The 26,021-nt window shown below is 38.5% G+C and carries 20 protein-coding genes and 2 tRNA genes; 5 read left to right on the top strand and 17 right to left on the bottom strand.

Annotation, left to right across the window (positions count from 1 at the left end; translation table 11 throughout):
- Position 1: 1 nt before the first annotated feature.
- The 5 genes from EHO58_RS10025 to EHO58_RS10005 all read right to left on the bottom strand — a co-directional run bounded on the left by EHO58_RS10025 (position 2) and on the right by EHO58_RS10005 (position 5,542).
- On the bottom strand, positions 2–853 hold the full coding sequence (locus tag EHO58_RS10025; protein WP_135679813.1) for an alpha/beta fold hydrolase: 852 nt from the start codon (positions 851–853) through the stop codon (positions 2–4).
- 69 nt (positions 854–922) lie between these two features.
- Positions 923–1,657, bottom strand: a complete 735-nt coding sequence (locus EHO58_RS10020) for a hypothetical protein (RefSeq protein ID WP_135679812.1) — start codon at positions 1,655–1,657, stop codon at positions 923–925.
- A 63-nt stretch (positions 1,658–1,720) separates the two neighbouring features.
- On the bottom strand, positions 1,721–2,476 hold the full coding sequence (locus EHO58_RS10015; RefSeq protein WP_135679811.1) for an alpha/beta hydrolase: 756 nt from the start codon (positions 2,474–2,476) through the stop codon (positions 1,721–1,723).
- A 67-nt stretch (positions 2,477–2,543) separates the two neighbouring features.
- The gene (locus EHO58_RS10010) at positions 2,544–4,124 is read right to left on the bottom strand and encodes an aldehyde dehydrogenase family protein (RefSeq protein ID WP_135679810.1); all 1,581 of its coding nucleotides are present in this window, start codon (positions 4,122–4,124) and stop codon (positions 2,544–2,546) included.
- Positions 4,121–5,542, bottom strand: a complete 1,422-nt coding sequence (locus EHO58_RS10005) for a proline dehydrogenase family protein (RefSeq protein ID WP_244241126.1) — start codon at positions 5,540–5,542, stop codon at positions 4,121–4,123. Before EHO58_RS10005 ends, EHO58_RS10010 begins: the two co-directional genes overlap by 4 nt.
- Before the next feature lie 113 nt (positions 5,543–5,655).
- Here EHO58_RS10005 and EHO58_RS10000 point away from each other — a divergent pair, with 113 nt between their 5' ends.
- The gene (locus tag EHO58_RS10000; RefSeq protein WP_135679809.1) at positions 5,656–6,852 is read left to right on the top strand and encodes a DUF3095 domain-containing protein; all 1,197 of its coding nucleotides are present in this window, start codon (positions 5,656–5,658) and stop codon (positions 6,850–6,852) included.
- Positions 6,853–6,861: 9 nt separating this feature from the next.
- Here the strand turns inward: EHO58_RS10000 and EHO58_RS09995 are convergent, their stop codons facing one another.
- Positions 6,862–7,254, bottom strand: coding sequence for a MerR family transcriptional regulator (locus tag EHO58_RS09995; RefSeq protein ID WP_135628905.1), 393 nt, complete (start codon positions 7,252–7,254; stop codon positions 6,862–6,864).
- 79 nt (positions 7,255–7,333) lie between these two features.
- Here EHO58_RS09995 and EHO58_RS09990 point away from each other — a divergent pair, with 79 nt between their 5' ends.
- On the top strand, positions 7,334–7,903 hold the full coding sequence (locus tag EHO58_RS09990; RefSeq protein WP_135679808.1) for a hypothetical protein: 570 nt from the start codon (positions 7,334–7,336) through the stop codon (positions 7,901–7,903).
- A gap of 24 nt (positions 7,904–7,927) precedes the next feature.
- Here EHO58_RS09990 and EHO58_RS09985 read toward each other — a convergent pair whose 3' ends face one another.
- The 5 genes from EHO58_RS09985 to EHO58_RS09965 all read right to left on the bottom strand — a co-directional run bounded on the left by EHO58_RS09985 (position 7,928) and on the right by EHO58_RS09965 (position 15,579).
- Positions 7,928–11,035: an efflux RND transporter permease subunit gene (locus EHO58_RS09985; RefSeq protein WP_135679807.1), complete on the bottom strand. Its 3,108-nt coding sequence runs from the start codon at positions 11,033–11,035 to the stop codon at positions 7,928–7,930.
- Positions 11,001–12,290 carry a TolC family protein gene (locus EHO58_RS09980; protein WP_167483207.1) on the bottom strand — a complete coding sequence of 430 codons (1,290 nt, stop codon included), beginning with the start codon at positions 12,288–12,290 and terminating at the stop codon, positions 11,001–11,003. The genes EHO58_RS09985 and EHO58_RS09980 overlap by 35 nt, the downstream gene beginning before the upstream one ends.
- Before the next feature lie 42 nt (positions 12,291–12,332).
- Positions 12,333–12,692, bottom strand: a complete 360-nt coding sequence (locus EHO58_RS09975) for a hypothetical protein (protein ID WP_208728762.1) — start codon at positions 12,690–12,692, stop codon at positions 12,333–12,335.
- Between the two features lie 43 nt (positions 12,693–12,735).
- Positions 12,736–13,227 carry a TfoX/Sxy family protein gene (locus tag EHO58_RS09970; protein ID WP_135679806.1) on the bottom strand — a complete coding sequence of 164 codons (492 nt, stop codon included), beginning with the start codon at positions 13,225–13,227 and terminating at the stop codon, positions 12,736–12,738.
- 84 nt (positions 13,228–13,311) lie between these two features.
- Positions 13,312–15,579 carry an NAD(P)-binding domain-containing protein gene (locus EHO58_RS09965; protein WP_135679805.1) on the bottom strand — a complete coding sequence of 756 codons (2,268 nt, stop codon included), beginning with the start codon at positions 15,577–15,579 and terminating at the stop codon, positions 13,312–13,314.
- A 63-nt stretch (positions 15,580–15,642) separates the two neighbouring features.
- Between EHO58_RS09965 and EHO58_RS09960 the strand changes: the two genes are divergently transcribed.
- Positions 15,643–17,283: a hypothetical protein gene (locus tag EHO58_RS09960; RefSeq protein ID WP_135679804.1), complete on the top strand. Its 1,641-nt coding sequence runs from the start codon at positions 15,643–15,645 to the stop codon at positions 17,281–17,283.
- 33 nt (positions 17,284–17,316) lie between these two features.
- Here the strand turns inward: EHO58_RS09960 and EHO58_RS09955 are convergent, their stop codons facing one another.
- Complete coding sequence (locus EHO58_RS09955) at positions 17,317–18,573, bottom strand: PQQ-dependent sugar dehydrogenase (RefSeq protein WP_208728760.1); 1,257 nt, start codon at positions 18,571–18,573, stop codon at positions 17,317–17,319.
- A 76-nt stretch (positions 18,574–18,649) separates the two neighbouring features.
- Here EHO58_RS09955 and EHO58_RS09950 point away from each other — a divergent pair, with 76 nt between their 5' ends.
- A complete protein-coding gene (locus EHO58_RS09950) occupies positions 18,650–20,293 on the top strand; it encodes a hypothetical protein (RefSeq protein WP_244241125.1) in 1,644 nt (547 codons plus the stop codon).
- 7 nt (positions 20,294–20,300) lie between these two features.
- Here EHO58_RS09950 and EHO58_RS09945 read toward each other — a convergent pair.
- Positions 20,301–20,373: transfer RNA gene (locus EHO58_RS09945), tRNA-Ala, on the bottom strand.
- An 84-nt stretch (positions 20,374–20,457) separates the two neighbouring features.
- Positions 20,458–20,531 (bottom strand) — tRNA-Ile (locus EHO58_RS09940).
- Between the two features lie 104 nt (positions 20,532–20,635).
- On the opposite strand from EHO58_RS09940, the gene EHO58_RS09935 reads away from it, so the two are divergent.
- On the top strand, positions 20,636–22,966 hold the full coding sequence (locus EHO58_RS09935) for a sensor histidine kinase (RefSeq protein WP_135679802.1): 2,331 nt from the start codon (positions 20,636–20,638) through the stop codon (positions 22,964–22,966).
- Here EHO58_RS09935 and EHO58_RS09930 read toward each other — a convergent pair.
- The 3 genes from EHO58_RS09930 to EHO58_RS09920 all read right to left on the bottom strand — a co-directional run bounded on the left by EHO58_RS09930 (position 22,963) and on the right by EHO58_RS09920 (position 26,021).
- The gene (locus EHO58_RS09930) at positions 22,963–23,616 is read right to left on the bottom strand and encodes a response regulator (protein ID WP_244241124.1); all 654 of its coding nucleotides are present in this window, start codon (positions 23,614–23,616) and stop codon (positions 22,963–22,965) included. The genes EHO58_RS09935 and EHO58_RS09930 overlap by 4 nt on opposite strands.
- A 91-nt stretch (positions 23,617–23,707) precedes the next feature.
- Positions 23,708–24,694 (bottom strand): hypothetical protein, encoded by a 987-nt coding sequence (locus EHO58_RS09925; RefSeq protein WP_135679800.1) that lies wholly within the window; start codon positions 24,692–24,694, stop codon positions 23,708–23,710.
- A gap of 130 nt (positions 24,695–24,824) precedes the next feature.
- Positions 24,825–26,021 carry an acyltransferase family protein gene (locus tag EHO58_RS09920; RefSeq protein WP_135679799.1) on the bottom strand — a complete coding sequence of 399 codons (1,197 nt, stop codon included), beginning with the start codon at positions 26,019–26,021 and terminating at the stop codon, positions 24,825–24,827.

Here is a 26,021-nt window from a genome sequence, read left to right as displayed (position 1 = left end):
ATTATTTCGAGAACTCTATTAATAATTTTTGAATTAGCTCATAGTTTTTCCAAGGTAAAAAATGTCCTTCTTTCGGTAGAAGATATGTTTTTGTTTCTGTAGAGAAACTTTTCTGAATAAAATCCGGATTTTTTGGATCTACAAGTCCGTCCTCTTCTCCTTGGATCACAATTGTTTTCGCCTTGATCCTTTTCCATTCCGAGGCCAAACTTTTCAACTGTTCCTTTAAGGGTAACATTTCCGAATTACTATGGGTCCATTCTTCAGGTAAGATCCAACCAGCGATCCATGTATCCGCGATTTTATTATACCATTTAATTTCTTCCGTTTCCGGGTCCATGGCGGCGGCCAATAAAAACAGATATTGGAATTTTTCAGGAGAAATCGAAGCCATTCTTGCAGCGACCGGACCTCCATAAGAATGCCCTAATATAGAAATCGATTTTTTTCCTTTTTGTATTTCAGAAAGTTTGGATAGATTCCCCAAAATTTTTTCGGCTTGGCCGGTTACATCTGCGATTGTCCCCGGAGACTTTCCGAAACCTGGCCTATCTAGTCCAAACATACAATAAATTTTTAATAATTCCGGGTCTTTTAAATATCTAAGATAATTTGACCAATTGCCGGGAGACCCGTGGATGAAGATTAGGATCTTATCTTTGTCAGGTTTACATCCGGTACTAATCCAATGGACCGGATTGTCTTCCTTACTGTTTTGGATAAAATATTCTTGGTAGAATATTTCCGATTCTTTGAGTTTTTGGAAGGCCTTATCTTCTTCCATATTCATTTCTTCGTAACTGCTGCAACAGGAAAGAATTAAGGATAAGAGAAGAAGTTTCGATTTTTTCATACGCGAAATCCTAGAAGGATTAAATAATAGTTCGTCCTATCTGGAAATCGTTACGACGAACAGGACCTTTTATAATAAAATTTTGACGAGCAAGAAGATCCCGAAATTTGCCCCGAATACGATATAGAAAAATAATGGAGGGGAAGGTTCCATTTGTTTATCTATCGCCTTGTTCAAACTGGTTTTAATAATTTCTTCTAAAACGGAAATGTCTTGGGTACCTTTTTGCTCATACGCCGCTGCCACTTCTTCCGCGAATTCTGCAATTCGGATCTTTTTTAAGAAGGTTTGCAAAATGAAACGAAGAACCTTGGGCAAGTTCTCCTTCTCTTGCAAAAACGTTGGTAGATCTTTCAGTTTAGAAGAGATAAATTTACCCCAGTTATCGATCTTTTCGGATCCAACTTTCTTTTTGATCATTTCCGAAAGTGTTTTGGAAATATTTTCAGTGAACCAAGTTTTGTTTTCTGAGACCAGATTTCCTAATTCCCTTCCTAAAAGATATTTTTTGATCCCGAGGAAATAGAGAAAAGGGAATACGAATGCAAATCCGATTACCAACAGAACGATAGGCCAGAGCTCTAAGACTATTACGATTAATGCAAGTATTGCTCCTATTCCTCCGGCTCTTGCGATTGGCATTGGTCCCAGGTTGGACGCGATACTTTTCATTTCTGGAAAACAGAATGCTAATAAAAAAAGATTAAAAATGAATCCAAGAAAGAGGGCTATGGAAGAAAGTAAAAATATTTTTGCGGAACTTTTAACCGCTGTTTTTACGAATGTCCCGATCTCTTCTTTCATTAATATTTCTCCGGATATGTATTTCCTATTTATAACGGACGACTCGTTGTTTTTTTGAGCGTTTTAGCTATTTTGTTTCAGCCAATCGAACATGATCTCGAAAATTTTTTCTTTTCCTGGTTCGTCCGTAAGCCAATGCGCGTGGTTGGGAAGGGCAACAAATTCGGAATTTTCGTATCTTCTTGCGACGGCTTTCGTAACTCGGATCGGAATGATCCTGTCCTTCTCCCCTGCTAAAACTAGAACCGGACAATTTACTTTTTCTGCCGGGATTTTACTTCCTTTGAAAGGATCAAAAAACCAAAATGCAAGTTCGAAAAGAGCTCTGCCTGATTCATAATTTAAAGAAACATAATATTCTTTTCTTTTATCCTTCGGGATCCGATTAAATAGACCGAAATTCGCTCCACGATAGGTGGGTTTGAAAGGTTTAGCCCAAAATTTCCAACGAAAAGGAACTTCTAACAAAGTATATAAAGGAGAAGGTCCTAATGGAAAAATCCCGGAGGGAGCAGCAGGTGCAAACAATACGATCCTGGATGCAAAACCTTCTGCAGCCAATGCTTGTGCCAACCATCCTCCCATGGAGTGACCGATCAATGTGGGTTTTTCCCAACCTTTATTTTGAATTTCCTGTTTTAGGAATTCAACATAATCTATAAGTCTATATTTTCCCAATGAGGGATCGGGTGGTTTATTCAAAACATGGAATGGTAATGTAGGAGCAAAGACCTCATGGCCTTTTTGTTCTAATACTTTCCTAACAGAGTCCAGAGTATCCGGTCTGGACCACATTCCGTGTAATAAGACGATCTTCATGTTCGGATCCGAGGATCCTTATTGGAGGACATCTTAAGGATAGAATCAAGAAAAAAAGAAGAAGGTCCTAAGTTTCCGGAATAAACCCTCTTCTCATCGTATTTTCTGTTATACTGATCGGCTCTAAAAATTGTTTTAGATAATCCGGGCCGCCTGCTTTTGCGCCTACTCCGGAAAGTTTATAACCTCCGAATGGTTGCCTGTCCACTACGGCTCCAGTGATCCCTCTATTGATATAAAGATTGCCGACTTCGAAATTTTCTTTTGCATATTGTATGTTTTTAGGATTTCGGGAGAAAACCCCGCCGGTAAGGGCATAGTCTACGTTATTCGCTATTTTGATTGCCTCTTCAAAATTTTTAGCTTTGAATAAGGCGACGTAAGGTCCGAAAAATTCTGTTTGTCCCAAAGGAGATATCGGATCCTCACTTTCAAAAATGATAGGCTCCACAAAATGGCCTGTATGTTTTTGATTATCTTCCATTTCAAGTCTGCTTAAAATTTTAGAGGAGAACTGGGAGGCTATTCCATCCAATCTTTTTTTGGATTCCGAATCTATGACCGGCCCAACTTTGACGGAAGGATCTTCAGGTAATCCTGGTTTTAAGGATTGTAACGCGTCTATAAATCTGTTTTTGAACGTATCATACTTAGATTCCAAAAGTATAATTCGTGAAAGTGCGCTACATTTTTGTCCCTGGAATCCGAATGCAGATTGTATAGAAGCGATCACAGCTTCGTCAAGGTCCGCGTCTTCATCCACGATTAACGCGTTTTTGCCTCCCATTTCGGCGATTACCTTTTTTACAAATTTCAGATTTTGGGAGGCCGCCTCTCGGATCATTCCCAATCCGACTGCTCTGGAACCTGTAAAATTAATCGTATGTATTTCAGGATGTTTTACTAAATAGGCTCCGATCTCTTCTCCTTTTCCCGGTAAAAAATGAAGTGCAGAAGAAGGAATGCCTGCCTCAATTAGTATATTAAAAAGTTTGAATGCGATCGCGGAAGATTGTTCCGCCGGTTTCATTATTACGGGATTTCCTGCGACTAATGGAGCTACCGTCATTCCACAAAGGATTGCCAAAGGGAAATTCCATGGAGCGACAACTAATGTGACTCCTCTGGGTATATAAGTGTAGATATTCTCTTCTCCCAAAAGATCTCTTTTTCTGGGTTGAAAAATATGTTCGGCTTCTTTTGCATAAAATTCACAGAAGTCGATTGCTTCTGCGATTTCTGCGTCTATATCCTTGACCCCTTTTCCTACTTCTAAGGACATCAATGCGGTAAGTTCCGCTTTTTTAGATCGTAAAATGTCTGCTGCTTTTTTTAAGAAACCGATTCTGACTTCCGGCTTTGTGTTTTTCCAAATTTCGAAAAATTGGACCGAGTATTTTACTGCTTCTTCTGCATCCGTTACGGAGGCATAATGTATATCCGCAATTTTTTCCGATGTATTTGCCGGATTTAAAGCGGGAACTATAAGGGAGGATTTTTTTGTTTTTCCGGAGATGATCGGAAAAACTTGTATTGGGAATTCTTTTCGGATAGAGGCGAATCCATTATTTAAGATGGATCTTTCTTCTTCTCTCGAAAAATCTCTTAGGGTTTCATTTTGAAAATTGGAATTATTATGGAAGTTCATTTTGATTTTGTATTCTCCAAATACAATAGTCGTTCCCTATCTTTACTATTTGCGTTGATGTTTTTGAGAAAGCCTTCGTTCGTAGAATTTTCTAGTAACCTTCTTACTAAATAAGCCATTCCAGGGATTACTTCTCCTATTGGAGAATATTCTCTGACGGAAATTCCCAGGCTACGAATTGCTTGTTTATAAGAATTCCCCATTCCGTATAACATCTGCACTTCGAAAAAGTTTTCCGGGACCGAATGTTCTGCCGCTTTAACAAATGCGGAAGAAAGACTTCTTATATTATGAGAACCGAATGCAGGCCGAATATGTGGATAAGATTTCAATAGGAGCTCCGAACATTTTTCATAATTTCTGTCTGTTTCGGATTTTATAAGAAAAACGGGAGGATCCCAACCTTTTTGAGCCGATTGGGTCATTTCATATTCCCAGTAAGCCCCTTTTACCAAACGGACAGTCAGAGGGTATTTTCGTTTTTTAGAATATTCTATTACTCTTTGTAGATCTTTTTGAGAAACTTTTAGATATGCCTGGACTACGATCCCGAAATGTGGATAATCTTGGAACTCCGGTTCTGCAAAAATCCTGAACGCAGTATCCATTATGATATCCTTGGTCTCATATTGTTCCATATCTAGATTGATAAAAATATTTTTAGAAACTGCGGAACTAAGGATTGGCCGTAACTTCTCTATTAAATGAGTCACGGAAGATTCATGTGCAAGCGGATCCAATTGTGAATAAAGAGAAGAACATTTTACGGAAACGTTCCCTGTAGGTTCTCCCGGAAATTGAGAGCCGCGTATTTCCGAAAGTTCTTTATCTTTGGAAACTTCTTCCAATAAAAGTAAATATTCGGAGATATAACGTTCTGCTTCTTTTTCGGAGAGTACGGCTTCTCCTAATATATCTATTGTAGAACAGATCCCGTTTTTGTATCTATCTAGGATCTTTTTACGATCGGAACCGTAGGTCCTTCCTAAGATAAAAAATTTTGCCGTAAGTCTGATCCCGATCTTAGCGCCTAATGCGACGAATACGGAACTGAGTCGATTGGATAAAAATAAGGAAAGAAGTAATAAGATCCATTTAGGAAGTTCCGTAGGAGTTTCGACAAAATAGATCTTGATATAGCGGGAGATAGAAGAAAGAGAGCTAAGACTCGGGAATAGATCCGCGAATCTAAATGCTTGCAATTTTAGAAGAGGACGGTTTTCCAAAAACAAAAGGCTTTTGGAGAATAATCTGTATGTGCTAAACAAACCGTCTTCGAAAGAATCGCTTAAACGAAATAACTCCTTTCCTTTTTCCAAGATCCTTTCTTGAAGATCCGAGGAAGAAGTAATTATTTTAGGTTCGTTTTCTTCTGTAGCCTTCATTCTATTTTGTTCTGATCCCGGCGGTTTTGCCATGCGAACCTTTCTAAAAAGCTTTTGCATCCACTATTCCCAAACCAAATATTACGAGTTGGAAAAAAGCATTGCCTTTTGAGTGAATGGACAGTCAAAGTTCGGTAGGCCAGCCAATGAATATCCTAACACATTCTACCATAAATTTTTATAAGCAGCTTCCCGAGATTTCCCAATTTTCAGAAGTTACGGACAGCAAACATTATAGAAAGGTTCCGGATGATTGGATTGTAATCGTTACGGACATAGTAAAATCTACCGAGGCGATTTTAGAAGGTAGGTATAAGGATGTAAATATGGCCGGGGGATTGACTCTGATGGGGATCACGAATCTCCTCAAGGACATGGAGTTTCCTTTTTTCTTCGGCGGGGATGGTGTGACCATTTTACTTCCAGGTTCTAGATTGAATGAGATCCGGGACATACTTGCGGATACACGAGAGTTCGTAAGAGATTATTTTAAGATGGATCTTCGGATCGGATTCGTACCTGTTTCCGATATTTATGAAGCGGGTTATAGCCTGACAATGGCTAAACTTAGGATTTCCAAACATTATACTCAGGCTGTTTTAGGTGGGACCGGTGTGGCTTATGCTGAGATTAAGATCAAGGAGCCGAATTCTAGATATTTAACAGATAATTCCTATATTCCGAATATTCGCGCTGATTTTTCAGGCTTTACCTGTAGATGGAAGGATATCCAAAGTCCGAAAGGAGAAATGGTTTCGCTAATCGTTAAGATCAATTCGGATTCCGATTCGGAAGCAGCAAAAACTCTTTCTGGCCTATTATCCTTAATCGACTCTTTATACGGTTCCGAGAGAGAATATCATCCTTTAAGAGAAGAAAATCTGATCATAGAACATTCTTCTTCCGTTTTGAATAATGAAGCGATTGCGTCTTCTAAAGGAAATAGTATATTAAGAAAATTATATCTATGGAAGATTAAATTCGAGACTTATGGCGCAGAACTTGCAATCCGTTGGAATCTTCCTTTAAAAGTATTTCATTATAAACTGAATAAGTTAAAAAACTATCAGATCATTTCTTCCGATTTTAGGAAGTTTGACGGAACTTTTAAGATGGTATTTGCAACCGACACTATGGATAGGAAAAAACTAGAATCCAGTTTAGCGGAAGCGGAGAAGTCCGGTAAACTATACTTCGGAATCCATATTTCCGACAGAGCTTTAATGACTTGTTTATTACATGCAGGGACCGAAAGAGAAGTTCATTTTATTGATGGGGCAGGCGGAGGTTATGCTTTAGCTGCGACAGTCCTTAAGAAAAAGTTGCAAGCTGTAGCCGCATAATTATCTCAGCTAAAAAGATGGCAGACTTTTGCATTCTTTTGTTTCCGGGCTGCAGCACTCCAAGGATGATATTAAAGAATTATTGTATTCTTCCAAAACTTTGATCTTGGATTTTATCTCATTGATCTTTTGTTTGGCAACATTTTCATAATCGGAGCAGTCCCTTCTTCCTTCATCTATCAAAGATAGAAGTTCTTTTATTTCTCGGAGAGTAAATCCCGAACCCTGGGCTTTAGAAATAAAACCCAACTTTTTATAATCCGATTCGGAATAGATCCTATAATTATTTGTATGTCTGTGAGAGCGGATCAGTCCCTCTTTTTCATAATAACGGATAGTATCCGTTGAGACTCCCACTTTCTCCGCCAGTTGGCCTATTAAAAAATTTCTATTTTCTTGCATAAAATTTTAGCCCCTGCTCTTGACCTTGGACCTAACTCCAACCTGTATATTGGACCTGTTTTTAGTCAGGAGGTTGACTATGTTAACTAAAAAAGAAACGCCTATCGCCTGTGATTTAACAGTTTTTACAAACGAGGAGAGAAGATCTCATATTTCCCATTCAGAAAAAGTATTAGATCGCGCCAAAGGATTTTTGGAAAAGGAAGAAGGGTTTGAACTCTACTTTGATCATTCTTTATCCGCAGAAGAACTGACGGAATGGTTTTCCAAAGAACACCAATGTTGTCCTTTTCTGGAATTCAAATTAGAAAGAAATCAGGATGGGAATATGATCCGGATCTCTTCCAGTAAAGAAGGGATCAATTTTTTCAGATCGGCTTTTTTGAGTCGGAAGAAGGAGAATATAGGAATTCCTACGAAAGCAAAATCGTTTGCCAAACTTTCCGTTTTGTTTGCAGGGATCTTATGTTTATCCTGTTTCGCACCTTTACTTTTCGGATGGTTCTCCGCAGAAGTTTTAGGAAATCTTTTGGATCTGGAAAGATATATGGTTCCAGTGATCGGCGTCGCTCTTGCTGGAATATGGTTTTGGTTTTCTTTTAAGAAGAAGAATAAAGAAGTCCAAAAATCATCCGGCTGCGGTTGTTAATCTCAACCGGATGATAAATTGGGCTTATTCTTTTTCTAACCAATAATAGAATGCAGGCAATAATACTAGGGTTAGGATCGTGGAAGAAAAAATCCCTCCGATCACGACTGTGGCCAAAGGTTTTTGGACCTCCGCACCTAATCCTGTTCCGAATGCCATAGGAATAAATCCGAAAGAAGCAACTAAAGCGGTCATGACTACCGGACGTATACGACTGACCGCACCTTCTAATACGGCTTCTCGTACACTAAGTTTACTTTCCGCTCTGATCCGATCGATCGTATATAATTTTACGAGTCCATTCAAGACTGCGATTCCGGAAAGAGCGATACATCCCACGAATGCGGATACACTTAAGTCCATTCCTCTTAAAAATAGAAACCAGATCCCGCCGGTTAAAGCGAATGGAACACAGAAGAATACCAATAAGGCCTGTTTGATGGATCTAAGCCCTAAATATAGAACGGTAAATATCATGAACAATGTCACAGGCACAATTACGGAGAGTTTTTGTTTGGCTTGGGAAAGGTTTTCTATTTGCCCTCCCCAAAAAATGGAGTATCCATTAGGGATCTGTAATTTAGAAACTTCTGAGATCGCTTCCTTATAAAATCCTTCCAAATCTCTTCCTCTTAAGTTCACGGAAACAGCTACGAATCTTCTGGATTTATTTCTGGAGATGGTCATTACCTTCTCCTTTTTCTGGATGGAAGCTAATAGTCGGATGGGTACGGTTCCTCCATCTTCCGTGCCTACATTGATATCTCCAATTTCAGATTCTCTATTTCGGAATTCTTCCGAAAGTCTGATCTTGATGGGGAATCTGACTTCTTCTTCATAAAATCCTCCCAATTCAAATCCACTCATTGAACTTTCCAGCACTGAGTTAAATAGAGGTAACGAGATATTATAGTATTTTAGTTTTGTGCTATCCGGGATCACATCGATTACATTCGATTTTCTTAATGCCATGATGGGATCTAATTCAACTTCTGCCGCTCCGGGGATCTTTTCTAATGTGCTTTTTAATTCTTCCTGTAGTTGTAATAGAATGTTCAGATCTTTCCCTAAGATCCTGACACTAATATCCGCTCTACTTCCCTCTAATAATTCGTTGAACCTAGCCTCTAAAGGTTGGCTCAAGGTCAGTTCCGATTCCGGGAATTTTTCTTTTACGGATGTTTCTATCTTATCCAGAAATTTTTCCCAAGTATTCTTTTCTAAAAGATCCGGTAGGATATCCTTTTTTAGAATGATAAATGTGTCCGCATTGAATGGCCCCATCGGATCGTTTGCAACCGAGCTCGTGCCTATCCTGGAAAATACACTTTCTACTTCAGGCATTTGTCCAAGGAAAAGTTCTAATTCTTTTTGTTCTTTTAAACTTTCTTCTAATCCTGTGTTTCCATTTCGAACAATGACTAACATTAGATCTCCTTCCGTTAGTTTAGGAAGGAATACAGTTCCCATTCTGAAATAGATAAGAAGTGTAACCGCGAAGAATATTAAGGAATATATAATGATCTTTCGAGGTTGATCCAAGATCTTCGGTAATTTTTCCGCGTACCAGTTTACAATCTTACTGTCCTTCTTCTTGCTATGCGCCCCTATGTTTTTCGGTGCTAAGAAGAAGTATAAAAGGGGAGGAAGAAGGAAAACCGCTAAAAATAAGCTGAACCCTAACGCGAGAAGTACAGTTTCTGCCATAGGTCGGAACATTCTTCCTGGGATCCCATCTAAAGTTAAGATCGGAACATAGACCAACATGATCACTAAGATACCGAAAGATACAGGCTTCAATACTTCCAAAGACGAATCCAAAATGACTTTTCGTTTTTCTTCGTTGTTTGTGAATTTTCCGGTCTCGAATTTAGAGAGAACGTTTTCCGTAATTACGATAGAGGCATCTACTAATAATCCGAAGTCTATCGCTCCTAAACTCATTAAGTTGGCGGAGATCCCGAAAAACCTCATAAAAATAGAAGCGAGTAGCATGGAACCCGGAATGATCAATGCTACTATTAAAGAGGCTCTTAGGTTGAACAATATTAGGAAAAGTGTAAGTATGACTAAGATCGCACCTTCTCCCAGGTTTTTTAGGACCGTTTTGATGGTGGATTGTATCAAAAAAGATCTTTCTAATAAGATCCTCACTCTTACATTTTCAGGCAGGCTTAAATTCGATACTGCTTTATGGAGATCTTCGTTTACTCTGTAACTATTTTCTCCTTTTAGCATTAATGCTGTGCCTAGTACGATCTCTTTTCCGTTGGAACTGGCTCCTCCTAATCTTGGTGTGCCATGTTCATTTACATCCGCTATATCCGAAACTTTTACGGATGCGCCGGTAAGAGTCCTTCTGACAGAAATTGCAGAGATCTCATTCAGGTTTTTTTTAAGCCCATAAGCTCTTACGATCGAAATTTTTCCCGAGTTCTCTATGAATCCTCCGCCGAAACTTTCTCCTATTGTAGAAATATCTCGGATGATCTGATCAATGGAAAGTCCCCAACGTTTCATTCTGTTTGGGTCAACATCTATATGGATCTCTTTTTCGTAACCTCCATTGGAATCTACTTCTACAATTCCAGGGACCATTGCTTTGATCTGAGGGCGGACTACGTAATCCTGAACGGTTCTTAGCAATAAAAGTTTTTTCTCTTCAGGAAGTTTATCTAACTCGGAATCCGGAATCGCTTCTACCGAATAAAAGAAGATCTCTCCCAGACCTGTCGTATTTGGAACTATCGTAGGAGCAGCACCAGGAGGAAGTTTTTCCTTAGCGCTTGAAATTCTTTCAGCTACCATGGCTCTTGCCTGGTAGATATCCGTAGTTTCTTTGAAGATCAGGGATATATTAGATAAACCGAATTTAGATACGGAACGTACATCTATTAGATTCGGTAGACCCAAAAGTTCCGTTTCCAAAGGAAAAGTTATCACCTTCTCCACTTGTTCCGGATCCAAAGAACCGGTGTCGGTCGTGACGATCACCTGCACATTCGTGATGTCCGGGACCGCATCTATAGGAACTTCGTTTAAGGTATAAAATGAAAATATTAATAAAAATGAGACCAGTCCTACGGATAAGAACGGGTTATTTAGGCTGGTATTCAAAAGTCTGGCTAGCATTGCCCATTACTCCTAAAATATCTTTTTCGTTCGTGATATAAAGTAGGTTCAGAAGACTTTCCAAATGTGAAATTTGAGCGTCCAGAACCGCATGATGTGTTTCGTGTAGTTGGTTTTCCAATTCCAGATAACTTATGAGTTGAATCCTTCCCCGCTTGAACTCCATATCCGCGAAGTTCAGATCTCTATCGATCCGATCCAGCTGGGCCAGGTCATAGAGTTTCAGGTTCATTTTGGATTGTTCATACTCTAAAAATGCCTGGTTAAAGGAAGTTTGTATTAAGTTTTCCTGATATGTTAACCTATCTTGTTTTGACTTCATATTTGTCTCTGCAGAAGCCACTTTGTTTTGGAATTGGTCCCAGACCGGAATTCTGAACTTCAATCCAAAATCGTAAAATCTGTTGGCTACCCCGGATTTATCCTCTCCGATCTGGCTAGTGATGGAATAATCGGGATATTTTTCTAAATTTGCCAATCTGAGTTCTGTTCTGGCCTTATCCAATTCTCCTTTAGCGGCGAGAATGGAAGGATTTTGGGATACGGCTTTTTTTTCCAAATCCTTACGATCGAATTTTACGCCGGATTTGTAATAAGGAATTTTTAGATTCGGAATGAACTCTTGTCTTAAGTATAAGTTTAAGGATTCGTAATCTTTTGCGGCTCCAAGTTCCAGATCGTTAAAATGTTTTCTTAGAGCTAAAATTTTCGTTTCTATGATAAACAGATCCGTTTTTGCCTGAGGAGTGAAGAATGGTCTGGCCTTGATATAACTTTCTATCAAAGAGAGTCTTTTGAGTCTTTCCTTTACGTGATTCTTCTTATCGGCCGCCACCAAGTAACGATATGCAAACTTGATCGAACTGAGTCGGATAGAGTTGAAAGCTTCTATTTGTTGGACTTCCTTGATCTTGGAATCATTATCCACCAAAAGTTGTTTGAGTTCCTTCCTTCCCGGGAAATAAACAGGTTGTTCTATCTGGACTGCATATTCTGCTCCTGATTCATCTGCAGCCTTTCTTTGACCGTAATCGATATAAACGGAAGGGTTCTGGGTTTTACCTTCCTGCCTTCTTTTATAAAAAAGGCTTTCTAAGTCGGAATGGATCGCGGTGAGCAAAGGAGAATTTTTCTCCGCGATCGTCATGATCGAATTTAAATCTAATTCTTTTCCGGTATCGTTCTCCGAAGCCTGGGCAGGGAGGAATAATATCCCGAAAAAAGACAAGAATACGAGTATATAATAAAAACGCACAATAACCTCACATTATAAGAACAGAAAATTATAATGTGAGATCTAAATTAAAATTCTGATAAATGAAAGGTGAGTAATTGTTTCCGAGCTGGAAAGTTTTTGGAATTCGATTTGGAAAGGATAGAAGGAAGAAATGTGAACTAAATCCTCTAAACCTATTCTGAAATGTTCAAAAACTTGGACCGGAAAGGATAGAATAGAACGGAAATCCTCTATTTCTTTTTTGATAGAAACTAGATCCCAATCGCAAACAGGACCGCTGTCTCTATTTTGATCTTGATGACAGGGAGAAGATTCGGAAGTGCCAGCTTCTATTTCACAAAAAGGGCCGCAATTGAATGCAGGTACGAGAATAGAAAGTAAGGCGCAGGCCACCAGAACTTTCAAGGATCTCGATTTCATTCTTCCAGAGTAGCAGTCGGCTCAATAATGTAAATTGAAAAAACTACCTGCCGACCTTGCGTTTTGTCGTGGTTTTCTTAACCGTACGTTTGATCGATTTTTTGCGGGCGGCTTTTTTCTTTGCAATAGTCTTTTTAGAAGAAGAGACTTTTGATTTTGTAACCTTCTTCTTTGCGATAATTTTCTTTTTGGGGATTGTCTTTTTCTTTAAGGAAGAAGCTTTATTCGCTTCTGCCAAAGATTTTCTGAACCAGAATACAAGGTCTTCGTCATCTTCTAAAACTTCTTCTGGGACTTCCCAATAGGAGACTCGGACAAGTTTTCCATCTTTCCCAGCATACGTGAAAGGCGCCATTCCTGCAGATTCGTATTCTGCCTGGTTGGATTGTCCTACTCTAAAATATAAACGGTCTTTGATGACCATTGCAAAGATTTGAGATCCGGAATAGACCCCGAAACCGCCGAACATATTTTTATAAGATAATGGACCGCAGACTTTTAATCTATCTTGGATATGTGTAAGAAAAGAACTCATAGGCAGGGGATTGTCTCTCAGAACAATAAATTGACAAGAAAAAATCCGGTTAGAGAAGCCTTAGGAAGAAAAATCCGAAAATAATTATAATACTGCTTTCAGCCTATCCAACACTTGTCCGTTATTTTCTAATTTTCCGAAAGAAAGGACTTGGGTAGGACAATTTACCACGCAAGCTGAACATCTGACACATTGAACGCTATCCATCGGTCTTCCCTTATTGGCGTAATTCATTACGTCGATTCCTTGGTGACAAACAGAGGTGCAAATATTACAAGAAATACATCTTTTTTTCTCGGAGAAGATCCGGAACTTACTGAACTTAGCGTAGATATGCATGAGTGCGGAAAGCGGGCAGAACATTCTACACCAGATCCTTCCGGAGAACATAAAATATGCTCCGACTCCTACAACTCCGCCAAGACCTAAGTCCACAATCAAATCATAATATACTTTGATCGAGTCTGCGCCGAATTCTAATGGCCAGAAAAATTGTCCCGAACTTCCTACAAGTTTTGCGATGGTAAGGATTGCGGCTATGAGTAGGATCCATTGGCCTGAATGTTCCAATTTGTATGCCAATTTTCCGTGAGGCATTCTGTTTCTATATTCGTCGCCCAGGGTTTCCGCCAAACCGCCACAGGAACAGATCCATCCGCAATAAGCGCCTTTTCCGAATTTATAGACCATGTACGGAATGAGCCCGAAGCTCATTAGGAATCCATAAACTAACCAGAAGGTAGTGATCCCTCCATCGTACAGAACTCCCATATTCAAAGGCCAGGCCAGAATAAATCCGTAAGCTTTCCAATAGGCTCCATCCGGAAAAACCTGGGTGAGCAAGAATCCATTAGAAGGTCCTAATAATCCTTTATCTCCCAAAAACGGAAGAATGATCTCAGGTAATAAGAAAAGTGGAAAGATTTGGATTAGGATCAAGGTCGTTGTTTGTAATTTGATATACTGTGTAGGTCTGACCCAAATCCTTCTGATCCCGAAAAATAATATGGTCGTGGAATATAGAACTGTATAATGAAAGCTTGGATATTTTCCGAATAAATAAAATCCCAAGTATTTGGCGCTCAAATATACTCCTGAGAAGTAAATTGCTGCGGAAACTAAATAAAGATTTTTGAATGTTCTCCATCTCCAATAAAAGAATGCTTCTTTGGAAAGTAAGAATCGAATAGAAGTGATTGCAAATACGATCCCGGAAGCTAATGCAACCCAGGAATACCAAAAGGCAGCATAAAAGGATGCCTTTCCGAAATATAAAAATAATGCGAATGAAAATAGTGAAACAAATCCAAGGATTTCTTTAGAATTGAATGAATTCCTGATCTTTATATCCAATTTTTTGAGAAAAGAAAGTGGCGCTTCCGAGCCGATCAAGACCAAGGAAGAATCTATTTTTTCAGTTCTTGTTTTGGATCCTTGTTTGAGTCGGACTTGTTTGGATTCGAATTTTTCCGGATTAGAGTTTGGTAAAAATTGGATCTTATTCTCTTGGACTGCTTTTTGAAATTTACGTTTATTTTCTTCTTTCGGTCTGGAAATTTCGGATTCTCTATAAGATAGAGTGACGGAAGAAGAAACATCTACCAAAGACAATGCGGCTTCTATCGCGCTATCTCCTCCTCCTATAACTAATGTATTTTGTCCTTGGAAATCCTGCGGATCGATCAGTCTGTGAAATACGTTTGCTTGTTCTTCTCCTGCAACTCCTAAACGTCTGCTGTCTCCTGATTTTCCGATTGCGAGTAGAACATAAGAAGAATTGAATTTTTTCCCAGATTCTGTTTGTATCGTGAATCCAGTCTCCGGTCCTTTGGAAGGAAGGATAGATTCTACCTTCTCTCCGTTTAAAATTGGAAGTTTATGTTTTTTTAATACGGATTCCAGGGATATTAAAAGATCTTCCTTAGTTGTATCTTTGATCTGGATGGGAGAATCGACTTCCAGTTCGGAAGGTTCTGCAAAGATAGGTTTTCCCTTCGGATAACTTGTGATTGTATGAAAAGGTTGGTTTGTTTCTAGAATAATAAAATCCAGGCCGTTTTTCTTTGCTTCAATTCCTGCTGCAATTCCGGAAGGCCCAGCGCCTACGATCAAAACATCCAAGTTACCTTTTGTTTTCTTTCTGGGCTTTTGAAGAATATTACGGATCGCAGAAACACCACTCTGCACGGAATATTTTAGCAGAGGGATGCCGGTCAGATCTCCCGAGATATAGATGCCGGGGATAGAACTCTCAAATTCCGAATTTGTTTCCGGATATTTTTCAGCCTCTCCTTGAGGAGCGTTATTATTCAACCAATCAAAATATTTAGGAACAAAAGATAATAGGCTCATAACTATTGTAGATGTTTAGAAATCGGCTTGCCCGCTCTGATCTAAAAAGAAAACTCCTGTTGGATGGATTTTTTGCAAGGATTCAATACAAAAAACCGACTTTTCTTTTTTATCACTGCTGTACTCGGCTTTATAGGTTTCTGCATCTCCTTGGGAAGAGTGGCAGTTGATCCTATACTGGCTGACTCCTTTTATAACTCTGATTCTCTTTTTTTTTCAGTAATTTACCAGGAACTTTTTCTAAAACCCGGGGCAAACTTTTTAATATCTTTGGATGGTTTCGGTTGGACCCCCGCCTTATATTTTTTCCCCGATTTAGTGCAGTATTTTGCACTTAGAACCATTTTTTTATCACTGGAGAATAGTGCTTGGGAGCTTACCCATTTATCTTATTCTGCATTCCAATGGATCTTTCTTTTATTCGGGATTATTTTCCTTTTACAGAAGTTGACGAAAGAAAAAATTTCTTACGAGAATACGAGTTTAGTTCTAACTTTCGGTTTTTTTATTGGGATTATATTAATTTTATTTAAACAAGATCTGTTCGTGTTTTTGCCGGGATTTCACGGTGGAAATCTGGCAGTTCTATGTTGGGCTTGGGGATTTTTTTATCAATGGGAAGGGAGTAATTCCAAGCGAGACTTCATTCTTGTTGCCGGGATGGTGTTCTTATTTTCTTTAAGTGATCTACTTTTTATTCCTTATTTTCTGATCCCCTTTTTGGGTTTACATCTTTTAGATTGGTTGTTTAAAGAAAGATCCATTCATAGGCTCCAAAAAATTGCATACACTTATTTCCCGGTGTTTTTGGGAATTGTAACTTCCAGAATTGTTTTTCAAATATTACGTAAGAACAATTTTGTATTCTTTCCGGGAACTGCTGCGCCCAAAAAGATAGGGGAGGCTATTGCTAGTTGGGAATGGGAAAACTTCTTTCATTCTTTCTCTTATTTATGTAAAGAAAATTGGATCTATCTTATTCTGATCATTTTGTTTTTTGTGGTCTTAAAGTTTTTGCCCAAAAAAGAAGGAAGAGAAAATTTAAATAAGCCTGCCTATCTCTTCCTCATTCTCGGGATTATAGTTCCTTTTGTTTTTTTGGTATATGGATTTATTTTTGGTTTAACTGGAAGAGCGGGTATCCAAGGGATCGATAGATATTTTGGAGAGATACTTCTTGGATTTTTGGGGATTGGAATAATTTGTATTTTAAGAATTTCAGATATTCCGGTCGCGAAATTTGTATTGGGCGCTTTGTTTTCTCTTGGGATCCTTTTCGGGATTTATTCTTCGTATTCTAAAGGTTTAGGACTAATTCATTATCCTACAAAGATTGCTTGTTTAGATGAGCTTGCGGAAAAGTATAATTGGAAGCGAGGAGTTGCAAGTTTTTGGTATGTAAGACCAATGAGGATCTTCTCCAAAAAAGATTTAGAGCCTGATGATTATCTTTATGATTTAATGTTATTCTATTGGCAGAACAATTTGAAATGGTTCGAAAGAGAAAATCCACCTTATACATTTGCGATTATAGATGGTGTGGATGAAAAAATCGTGAGAGAAAAATTGGGAGAACCAATTTCAGTTTCTTATTGTGATAAGATACCTATTTATACATTTGGAAATCCGGAAAAAAGTTTGAAGTTTGTAAAGGAGAACCAAGGTAAGATCGATATCTGGAAATTTTCCACTTCCAGATACTAAGATTTTCTAATTTAAAATGTTCCGGTGTATACATTATTTACCCGGATCTATCCTTAGGATCTGTCCTGCTCCGAAATCTGCAATATAAACGGAACCTCTTGCATCTTTTCCAAAACTAGAAATTAATACAGGCCATTTCCCGAGTGAGTATGCTTCCTTTACAGGATTTCCGTCTTTAGGAAGGTCGATTGCCCAGATCCTTCCCGATACGAAATCTCCGAATACATACTTGCCTTGCAAGTCTGAGATTCTATCATTAGTGACCACATACCCACCTGTGATTGAACTTCCATCTTCTCTACCATATTCGTAAATCGGATCTGTTAATCCTTTTTTATCACAATCTGTTTTAGGCTCGAAACAATGAGTTGCTTCCATTTTGTTCCAGCCGTAATTTTTTCCTGCTTCTACTATATCAACTTCTTCGAATAGATCTTGGCCTACATCTGCGATAATCAATCTTCCGGAAGGATCGAAAGAATATCTCCATGGATTTCTAAAACCATAGGCGAATGTTTCTGGTTTGAATGCAGGATCTTTTAAGAAAGGATTATCTTTTGGAACTGAATATTCTTTGCCTGGATCTTTTGAGTTTACGTCCACTCTTAAAACAGACCCTAAGAATGTGGAAGGATTTTGTCCGTTACCTTTCGGATCTCCCATCCATCCTCCGTCTCCCCAAGCGATATACAACATGCCGTCTTTTCCGAAGGCCAATTGTCCTGCGTTATGATTTCCATAAGGTTGTTTGACTTCCATTAATATCCTTTCTTTGGAAAGTTTTGCCTTTTTAGGATCTTTAGGAAGATCTATGGTCCATTCGGAAACTCTGCTTGTTTCTCCATTCTTCTTTGCAACATAGTTCAAATAAAGAAGAGGTTTTTCCGGGAATTCAGGATGTAGCACTACTCCCAAAAGCCCTTGTTCTGAGTCCGTAGAAATACCATCAAGTTTTAGTAATATACCTGAACTTCCGTCTTTTGGATCCAACCATTTTAAGGCCCCTGTTTTTTCCGCGACCAAGAAGATATCTGGCCCGGGGATCATAAGTAGATCTACAGGTTGTTCGAATCCTTTTCCTATCGTAGTAAGGCCGATCTTGATCTTCTTTCTTTTTTCATCGTTTTGATTGAAGACCGCGGCCAAGCCGGATTCTTTTCCTTCCGCTTTGTATTTTGCCATATCATCTACATTGGCCACCAGTAGACGTCGTATATCGTCACAAGAGATGGTGAATAGTATTAGGGAAATCGCCGGAATTAGAAAGGATCTATAGAAGGAAAGTTTCATGATCCGAATTCTTCCTTTGAGCAAGATTATATCCAGTCTTTTTCTGATTAGAATCCGCTTGACCGGTCCAATTTAGATGCGAAGTCTTTCTGAAGTGAGTTTAATGGATCAGTTCTTAGATCGTAAGGAAATAAAACTATTTTTCCTTCTTATCTCCTTTTCAATTTTTCTGATGAGTTTGGGGAGTATCTCCGGTTCTGAATCAACGGCAAGATCGTTTTATTCCACTGATTCCTTATTTTTTGCAAATGTATTCTCGGAACTTATTAAAGGATACGAAGAAGGTAACGTATTCGCTGGATTGAAAGATTGGACCTGGACACCTGCCTTTTATTTATTTCCGGATCTATTTTTATATTTTCTACTTAGACTACTTGCAATTCCGATCAATGCTTCAATTGAAGTCGTTCATTTAGGATTTACAATCTTACAATGGACATTTTTATTCTTCTCTTGGAATATTTTATTTAAAAGATGTCTGCCAGAAGAATCTAATATTAGTTTTCTTTATAGGATCTCTATTTGGTTTGTTTTGGGTGGACTTTTCATTTTCGAGAGTCGCTTCTTACCTCTATTTCTTCCCGGGTTTCATACAGGAGCCTGGTGTTTGCTCCCGATTTCCTGGGTTTTATTTTTCACTCCTAAAAAGAACAAGGCCCATTATATACTCGAGTTTTTACTTATCTTCATAGCAGTTCTTTCTGATCCATTATTTCTGCCTTCTTTTTTGATCCCTATTCTTTTATATGAATTATTTACGAATCTGGGTAAGATCTTTAAAGAACCGAAACTTTCGATTTCGTATATAGTGAAATGGGTCCCGGTTGTTTTAGGTCTATTTGCAGGAATTAAAACTTATTCTCTACTCGTTAAAAATGATACAGTATTCTTTCCGTATCGATATTTCGAAAAAAGTATATTCGGAAATCTTAAATTAATCTTTGATCCCTCTTTTTGGAATAGTTTTCCTAGTTTTTTGGGCTCGTTAACCGGAATACTTTGGATCCTCGCTTTCGGTTGCGGTATATTATTCTTTAGTTTAAGAAGGTTCAGGAAAGATGATAATCGGTCCTTAAACTTAGATCTATTTTACATATTCTCCGGAGTTATCTTACCTTTCTTTCTTATTTTGACCGCTTACGTTTCAGAAAATACACTACCCGAAAAAATTCCATTTCGTTATTTAGGAATTTTGATTCCAAGTTTATTCGGTCTTTTTTGTATTCTGATCAAAGGAAGGGTCTTAAAGATAATTACCTTCTTCATTCTTATCTATGGAGGGAGTTATTTATCTTCTTATCTCATTAAAAATAAATCTCTAAAGATTGAATATTATCCGGAGTGGATATCTTGTCTAGATGATTTAGGCAGAAAGAAGCATTGGCAAAGAGGTATGGGAGGTTTTTGGACTTCTGCTCCTGTTCGAAATTTCTCTAAGATAGGACTAGTCTCTGATTATTACGAACCGGATCTAAGCATTCGACCTTGGCAAAATACGTTTAGATGGTATCAGCTTGATACGAATTATTCTTTTGCGATCTTAAATGAATTGGATGAAGAAGTTTTATCAAAAACTTTTGGTCCAGGAGCGCATAAAGAAGAATGCCCCGGAGCAAAAATTTACGTATTCTCTACAAAGAATGAGAAAGAGATTAAAAACTTTATTCTATCGAAAAAAGCGGATATCGATTCTTGGAAAAAAAATACGGGAAGGGAATAAAGAACATTGGAGCGTATCGGGATCGAACCGATGACCTTCTGAATGCAAATCAGATGCTCTCCCAGCTGAGCTAACGCCCCTTGTTTCAGGGATGAGTGGAAACTTTCACGGTTTAGAAGTTTGTCGGAAGTCCGACTATTCCACTCTATCTAAACCGTTTTACCTGGGCCTGATAAGATTTGAACTTATGACCCCACGCTTATCAAGCGTGTGCTCTAACCAGCTGAGCTACAGGCCCGGTAAGAGACATGATTTTTATTCGAGATTCTCTGGCAAGGGATTTTTAGAATAACAGACAGGTTTTGCATTTACGGATTTCAAGATTCACCATAGATTTGCCGCGTGAGATTCGGAAAAACAACCTGCTTTGCCCTCCTAATCTCTTCTTTTCTTTTTCATTGCGGTCTTATCGGATCGGGCCTGGAACATTCTTCTGCGAAGAATGGAATTCTGGATTTAAGTAAACATTCTTTTCAAGACGGTAAGATCATTCCATTAGATGGAGAATGGGAATTTTATTGGGAAGAATTTATTTCTCCCGGTGACTTCTCAGGTCCGAAATATAAATCCCAAAAAAAAATCGTAACTGTTCCTTCTGTTTGGACGGAAAGTTTTTCTAAAGATCCCGGTATTGCAGGCCATGGTTACGCTACTTATCGGCTTAAATTAAAATTGAGAGAAAGAAGGCAGACCTTAGCTCTCAAGATCCCGGACCTGGGAACTTCTTATATACTTTATGCGAACGGAAAGAAAGTAGCAAGTGTTGGAACTGTAGGAAAATCCAAATCTGAATCTATAGCAAAGTATGAATTAAAAATTTCTCTAACTCCTGATTCGGAAAATCTGGAGTTGGTATTTCATGTTTCTAATTTTCAAAACAGATGGGGAGGAGTTTGGAATTCCATTCAGTTGGGAGAATTGGAAAATGTTTTGCAGGATGTGAGGAAACGGCGGGACCTAGAGTGGGCTTTGGTGCTCATCGCGGCCACAATGTCTTTTTATAATGTATTCTTTTATTTTTTTAGAAGGAACGAATCCGCTCACTTATTATTCGCATTTCATTGTTTTTTGATCATGATCCGTTCTTTGACAAATGGTGATTCAAGGCTTGCGTATGAATTTCTACAGGGGATTTCATGGGAGCTACCGAACCGTTTGGAATATATCAGTGTATATGCTTCCGGGCCGACTTTGTATGCTTTTTTATATAGATATTGTAAGACAGATTTTTGGAGAAGGTTCGGCCAATACTTTTGTGTTCCTTACTATTTAGCGGTTATTATCGTATTATTTTTTCCGAATACATACTATACACTTACACTTCTTCCAATCGCATTATATATGCCTTTAGTCACGATGCCTATTTGGCTGATTCTTCTTTCGATAGGTCTGAAAAGAAGAATTGAGGGGGGTGTCATTCTATTTGCGGGCTATATAGTGATTAGCTTATGTACTTTAAATGATATCATGTTCTTTTTAGGATTTTGGAAGAGTATGTATTTGATCCAATATGGAGAAGTTGCGCTGATCCTCGCATATTCGATTTTGATCTCTAAAATTTTTTCAGAAGCATTCAGACGTTCGGACACATTGGGAATCAAAATGAAATCTTTGGTCTTCTCTACAAGAGAGATTATGCAATCTTATTCTTATGATAAGGCCGCGGATACTGCTCTGAAAATTTTTCATGAAAACGGAAAAGAACAAACGGTCTATGTGTATTTAGAAGAACCGAATTCTTCCGTTTGGAAAAGGTACTCTATTTCTTCCCAGGGCGATTTGGAAACCGTAGAAGTTTATAAGTATGATGTGAAGGATCTTCTGGGTTTGGAGCCTTCTTCACTTGCCGAACCGGTGGTTCGAAATAATAGACTGATCGTTTCTGCCCAAGATGAGCAGCTTTACAAATTGATCTTCGATCTTCCTTTTGAAGGTTATTCGGATGATTCTCAAGTAGATTGGGTAAGAGGGATCGCTGATGCACTTGCGTTTTCAGTACGTAATATCGCAAGGCAAGATAGGGAGAAACTTGCTATCATAGGAGAACTTTCGGCGGAGATAGTTCATGATCTAGGACATCCGATCGCGATGATCCGTCAAAATTTAAAAAATTTAGGATCTCAAAAAGGTAAATCTAAGACTGGTCTTCTTTTTCAAGCGGAGAAGGAAGTGGATGCACTTACAAATCTTACCTTAGATATATTAGATTTTTCTAAAAATAGAATCATCTTGGATTTACGTAATGTGGATATAAAAACCTATTTTAAGGAAATTTTCGAGGATTTGGCGACCTTCTTTCAATCTACAGAGATGAAACTGGTCTCTAAAATAAATGCAAAAGGAAATATTCATCTGGATCCACTTCGCATCCGTAGGTTGATCTTTAATTTGGCGAAAAATGCCGCGGAAGCTACTGATGAAAAAGGTACCTTTTCTATCCGGATCGAAAAAGAGGAGAATGTCGTTTATCTGATCTTTGAGGATGATGGAGAAGGTTTTAGTAAGGATATGGAAAAATATATTTTCGATTCAGGTTTCGGAAGTAAAAAACCTTACGGGACAGGGCTTGGACTTTCTATCATTCGTAAAATTGTATCCGCTCACGGAGGAGAGATACTTGTTTCTTCGGAAGAAGGTAGGGGAACTAGATTTACGATACTTCTTCGTTCTTAATTCGTATCTAAAGACTTGAGTTGAACTAAGATCCTGGTCAATTCTACCATATTATCCACTTCTAACTTTTTGAAAATGGATGCCCTATGAGCCTCAACCGTTCTGACACTTAGTTTTAATTCTTCTGCGATCTCTCTATTCAATTTTCCCTTGGATAGAAAGTTCAAGATCTGGCCTTCTCTTTTGGTGAGCTTTTTGACGATTTCGGCGATATCTCTAATATGTTTTTCGTCATAACTGAAGTTTGCGATCTCTCCGGGAAACACCTTGCCTCTATTTAATACTTTCTTAATGGAGGCCATAATCGATTCCATAGAATCACTTTTTAGAATATAACCGTCCGCACCGGCGGAAATAGCTTCTTGTAAATAGGACCAATCCCTATGCATTGTCAAAAATACGATCTTCATCTCCGGGAATTTTTTACGAATGGAATCTAACTCTTTGATCCCATTTTCGTCTTGGAGAGAAACATCGCAGATCAACAGGTCAGGCCGGGTGAAGCTCATCATTTTGGTGCCTTCTTTTATAGAAGAAGCGGAGCCACAATATTCATAATCTCCGGAAGCCTTGATCTCTGATTCTAATCCGGAGCGAACGATGGGGTGATCGTCTATTAAGAATATTTTGGGACGGGTTCGGACGGACATTTTCTCGGATTTTGAAGAATATAGCACTAATGGCAATCCTTAAAATTTTCCGAACCCGCGGAAATATTATAAAATTATGAAGGACTTCTACTTAGTTAAACTCGTAGATAGCTTCAGACTCGTTATAAGATCCGTAACCAGGTTGGGTGCAGGTGGTTTGTGCATACCAAGGGTCGAATCCGCCAAACCCCGTTCCGCTGGTATAATAACTTCTGGTAGTAAGTCCCCCGTCACTAGGATAAGTGCATCTTCCGCTGCGAGTGTATGTGCTTCCATTTAAGCCGTTACAATCGTGTGAAGCCCCTACGTATGTTGTTCCACCTCCCAAGGTATCGTAACATCTGGCATAGTCCATTTGGTTGGAAACGCCAGTTGCCTGAATTTGACCGTTTGCGATATTGGTTCTATAACTTGCGGGAAATACGCCGCCGGAATATTTGACTTCTATAATATAAGTGCCACTAGTGAGATTTGCTTTTTTAAATTGAGCTCCCGTTCTTCCGTCTTCTACGATCGTGGTCTTAGAGCCTGTCGGGCTGGTATAATAGTATAAATTTAAATTAGCTCCGATGTACCCAAATATATTAAAAAGAACATCTCCTGTGCTTCCTAATGTGATTCTTAGATAACTGTTTTGGTCGGAAGCACTTACGAGTCTACCGTAACTGTTCGGTGCTCCTAACGTAATATCTATAATCGGTCTGTATCTAACCGTTTTTGCAAGGAATGGATTTCCGTTTTTGGTAACTACCAGTGGAAGAGTAGTGTTCTCTGTTATCCCCGAGACTGTGGGCATGATAAATTCTAAACTTCCATCTCCTGGAAGATTGATCCCGGTGGCTGCTTCTCCACCTACCGTAATAGTATAATCTCCCGCAACTCCTGTGAAATTATTTGTAGTAAGAGTATTGTCCGAGCCGGGAAAACCTTTTTCGAATACGATATCCGCAACAGGAAGACCATTAAATACGACCAAATACATTAAAGGATCGGTACCACTATTGTCTTTTGTGCAGCCTACTAGGCCGATCGTGTAAAATAAAAGAATATAGATCCAAGTTTTTCGATTGAGGTTCATGATTTCCTTGCCTTTTTATAGGAAAATTATGACCCGTAAGTAAATAAATTTCTATTCGTAGAGTTACTAGGTTTGCGAGCTCTTATGGGTAGAAACCGAAGGAATTTAATATTAGGTGATAAGATAAAAGTTACTTATTTCTTTTAAAGCTGATCCCTTTATTTCCTAGCACAGTCAGCCAGAAATTAGAATCTCGAATAACAAAATGATACACTAAGAAAGTAAGAGCATATACGAAGAAGATATGAAGTGAAAACTTGATCCAGATAGAAAGACCTGTGCTTATTACCAAAAATCCGACCCCGAGAGAAATCGGATGATGGATTAAATACACCGGCAAACTGGATTCTCTTAAATAAGAACTGAGTTTTCCTGTTTTGTTAAAGAACAACTGGAATAGCCGGATAAAAAACGCAATCCAGATCCATCCGCCCAAACATTTTAGAAAAATATGAAGTATTCTCATCCCGAATCCGGTATATCCGAAATAAGACCAGTATGGATCGATTGTGCTTACCCAATAGAATAATCCGAAAAATATAAAGGATAAAAATCCGAGTAAAATGATCTCGAAACGATTCGTTTTTCCTTTTAAGATCGTACTTTCTTTCCCGATCAAAAAACTTCCGAATAAGAAAAAGCTGAAATCGTATATGAATTGTACCGGCTCTATATTCAGGTATTTTTGGTCTTTTAGGAAAAAGTAATTAATGCCGCAGGTCCAGATGGTGCACCAAATACCTGCAATCAGTAATGTTTCCCATTTTACGCTTGGTCTTTTTTCGGATCCTTCTTCTCCATATCTGGAAGAAGGAAGTATAAATTTCCCGATCCTGGAGACTAAAGGACGAACCCCTAAATATAAAAAAGTATATAATGCTAGATATAGTATAAACCAAAGGTGAGAAGGAGCAGGATTCTTGAGTAAGAATTCTTCCCATAAAAACTTGAAATAGTTCCCTTGATAACCTTCTTGTAATGCGTTCACATAATATTGCATTGGTGCGAATAATATGATCCCTGGGATCAAAGGAAGGATGATCCTTAACGCTCTTAATCTTAAAAATTCTTTTAATGTTTTAGAAAGATAAATCCTTTCAGTAAAATAACCTGAAAGAACAAAAAACATCGGCATCCTGAAAAGATGCACCCATTCTCCGAATACGTCGAATGCGATAGATCTATCATCATTTCTTAATGGATATATGATGATTGCAGCATATACGATCGCCACATGAAATGCTAATCCTAATAATAATGCGAAGGATCTGAGATTGTCTAAATAATCCAGCCTGTTTTGTTTGACCGGTAAGCTTTGTTCAGCCAA

Source organism: Leptospira selangorensis (assembly GCF_004769405.1).
GTDB classification, from domain to species: Bacteria; Spirochaetota; Leptospiria; order Leptospirales; family Leptospiraceae; genus Leptospira_B; species Leptospira_B selangorensis.
The sequence above is the reverse complement of the archived record's forward strand: the minus strand, read 5'-3'. Positions and strand labels throughout refer to the sequence as shown.

Excerpts from the sequence above, each read along its gene's own strand:
- EHO58_RS09990 (WP_135679808.1), top strand. The coding sequence starts at position 7,334 with ATGTTAACTAAAAAAGAAACGCCTATCGCCTGTGATTTAACAGTTTTT.
- EHO58_RS10020 (WP_135679812.1), bottom strand. The coding sequence starts at position 1,657 with ATGAAAGAAGAGATCGGGACATTCGTAAAAACAGCGGTTAAAAGTTCC.
- EHO58_RS10010 (WP_135679810.1), bottom strand. The coding sequence starts at position 4,124 with ATGAACTTCCATAATAATTCCAATTTTCAAAATGAAACCCTAAGAGAT.
- EHO58_RS09965 (WP_135679805.1), bottom strand. The coding sequence starts at position 15,579 with ATGAGCCTATTATCTTTTGTTCCTAAATATTTTGATTGGTTGAATAAT.
- EHO58_RS09950 (WP_244241125.1), top strand. The coding sequence starts at position 18,650 with ATGCGAAGTCTTTCTGAAGTGAGTTTAATGGATCAGTTCTTAGATCGT.
- EHO58_RS09995 (WP_135628905.1), bottom strand. The coding sequence starts at position 7,254 with ATGCAAGAAAATAGAAATTTTTTAATAGGCCAACTGGCGGAGAAAGTG.
- EHO58_RS09930 (WP_244241124.1), bottom strand. The coding sequence starts at position 23,616 with ATGTCCGTCCGAACCCGTCCCAAAATATTCTTAATAGACGATCACCCC.
- EHO58_RS10015 (WP_135679811.1), bottom strand. The coding sequence starts at position 2,476 with ATGAAGATCGTCTTATTACACGGAATGTGGTCCAGACCGGATACTCTG.
- EHO58_RS09970 (WP_135679806.1), bottom strand. The coding sequence starts at position 13,227 with ATGAGTTCTTTTCTTACACATATCCAAGATAGATTAAAAGTCTGCGGT.
- EHO58_RS09955 (WP_208728760.1), bottom strand. The coding sequence starts at position 18,573 with ATGAAACTTTCCTTCTATAGATCCTTTCTAATTCCGGCGATTTCCCTA.
- EHO58_RS09925 (WP_135679800.1), bottom strand. The coding sequence starts at position 24,694 with ATGAACCTCAATCGAAAAACTTGGATCTATATTCTTTTATTTTACACG.
- EHO58_RS09985 (WP_135679807.1), bottom strand. The coding sequence starts at position 11,035 with ATGCTAGCCAGACTTTTGAATACCAGCCTAAATAACCCGTTCTTATCC.
- EHO58_RS10025 (WP_135679813.1), bottom strand. The coding sequence starts at position 853 with ATGAAAAAATCGAAACTTCTTCTCTTATCCTTAATTCTTTCCTGTTGC.
- EHO58_RS09960 (WP_135679804.1), top strand. The coding sequence starts at position 15,643 with ATGGATTTTTTGCAAGGATTCAATACAAAAAACCGACTTTTCTTTTTT.
- EHO58_RS09975 (WP_208728762.1), bottom strand. The coding sequence starts at position 12,692 with ATGAAATCGAGATCCTTGAAAGTTCTGGTGGCCTGCGCCTTACTTTCT.
- EHO58_RS10005 (WP_244241126.1), bottom strand. The coding sequence starts at position 5,542 with ATGGCAAAACCGCCGGGATCAGAACAAAATAGAATGAAGGCTACAGAA.
- EHO58_RS10000 (WP_135679809.1), top strand. The coding sequence starts at position 5,656 with ATGAATATCCTAACACATTCTACCATAAATTTTTATAAGCAGCTTCCC.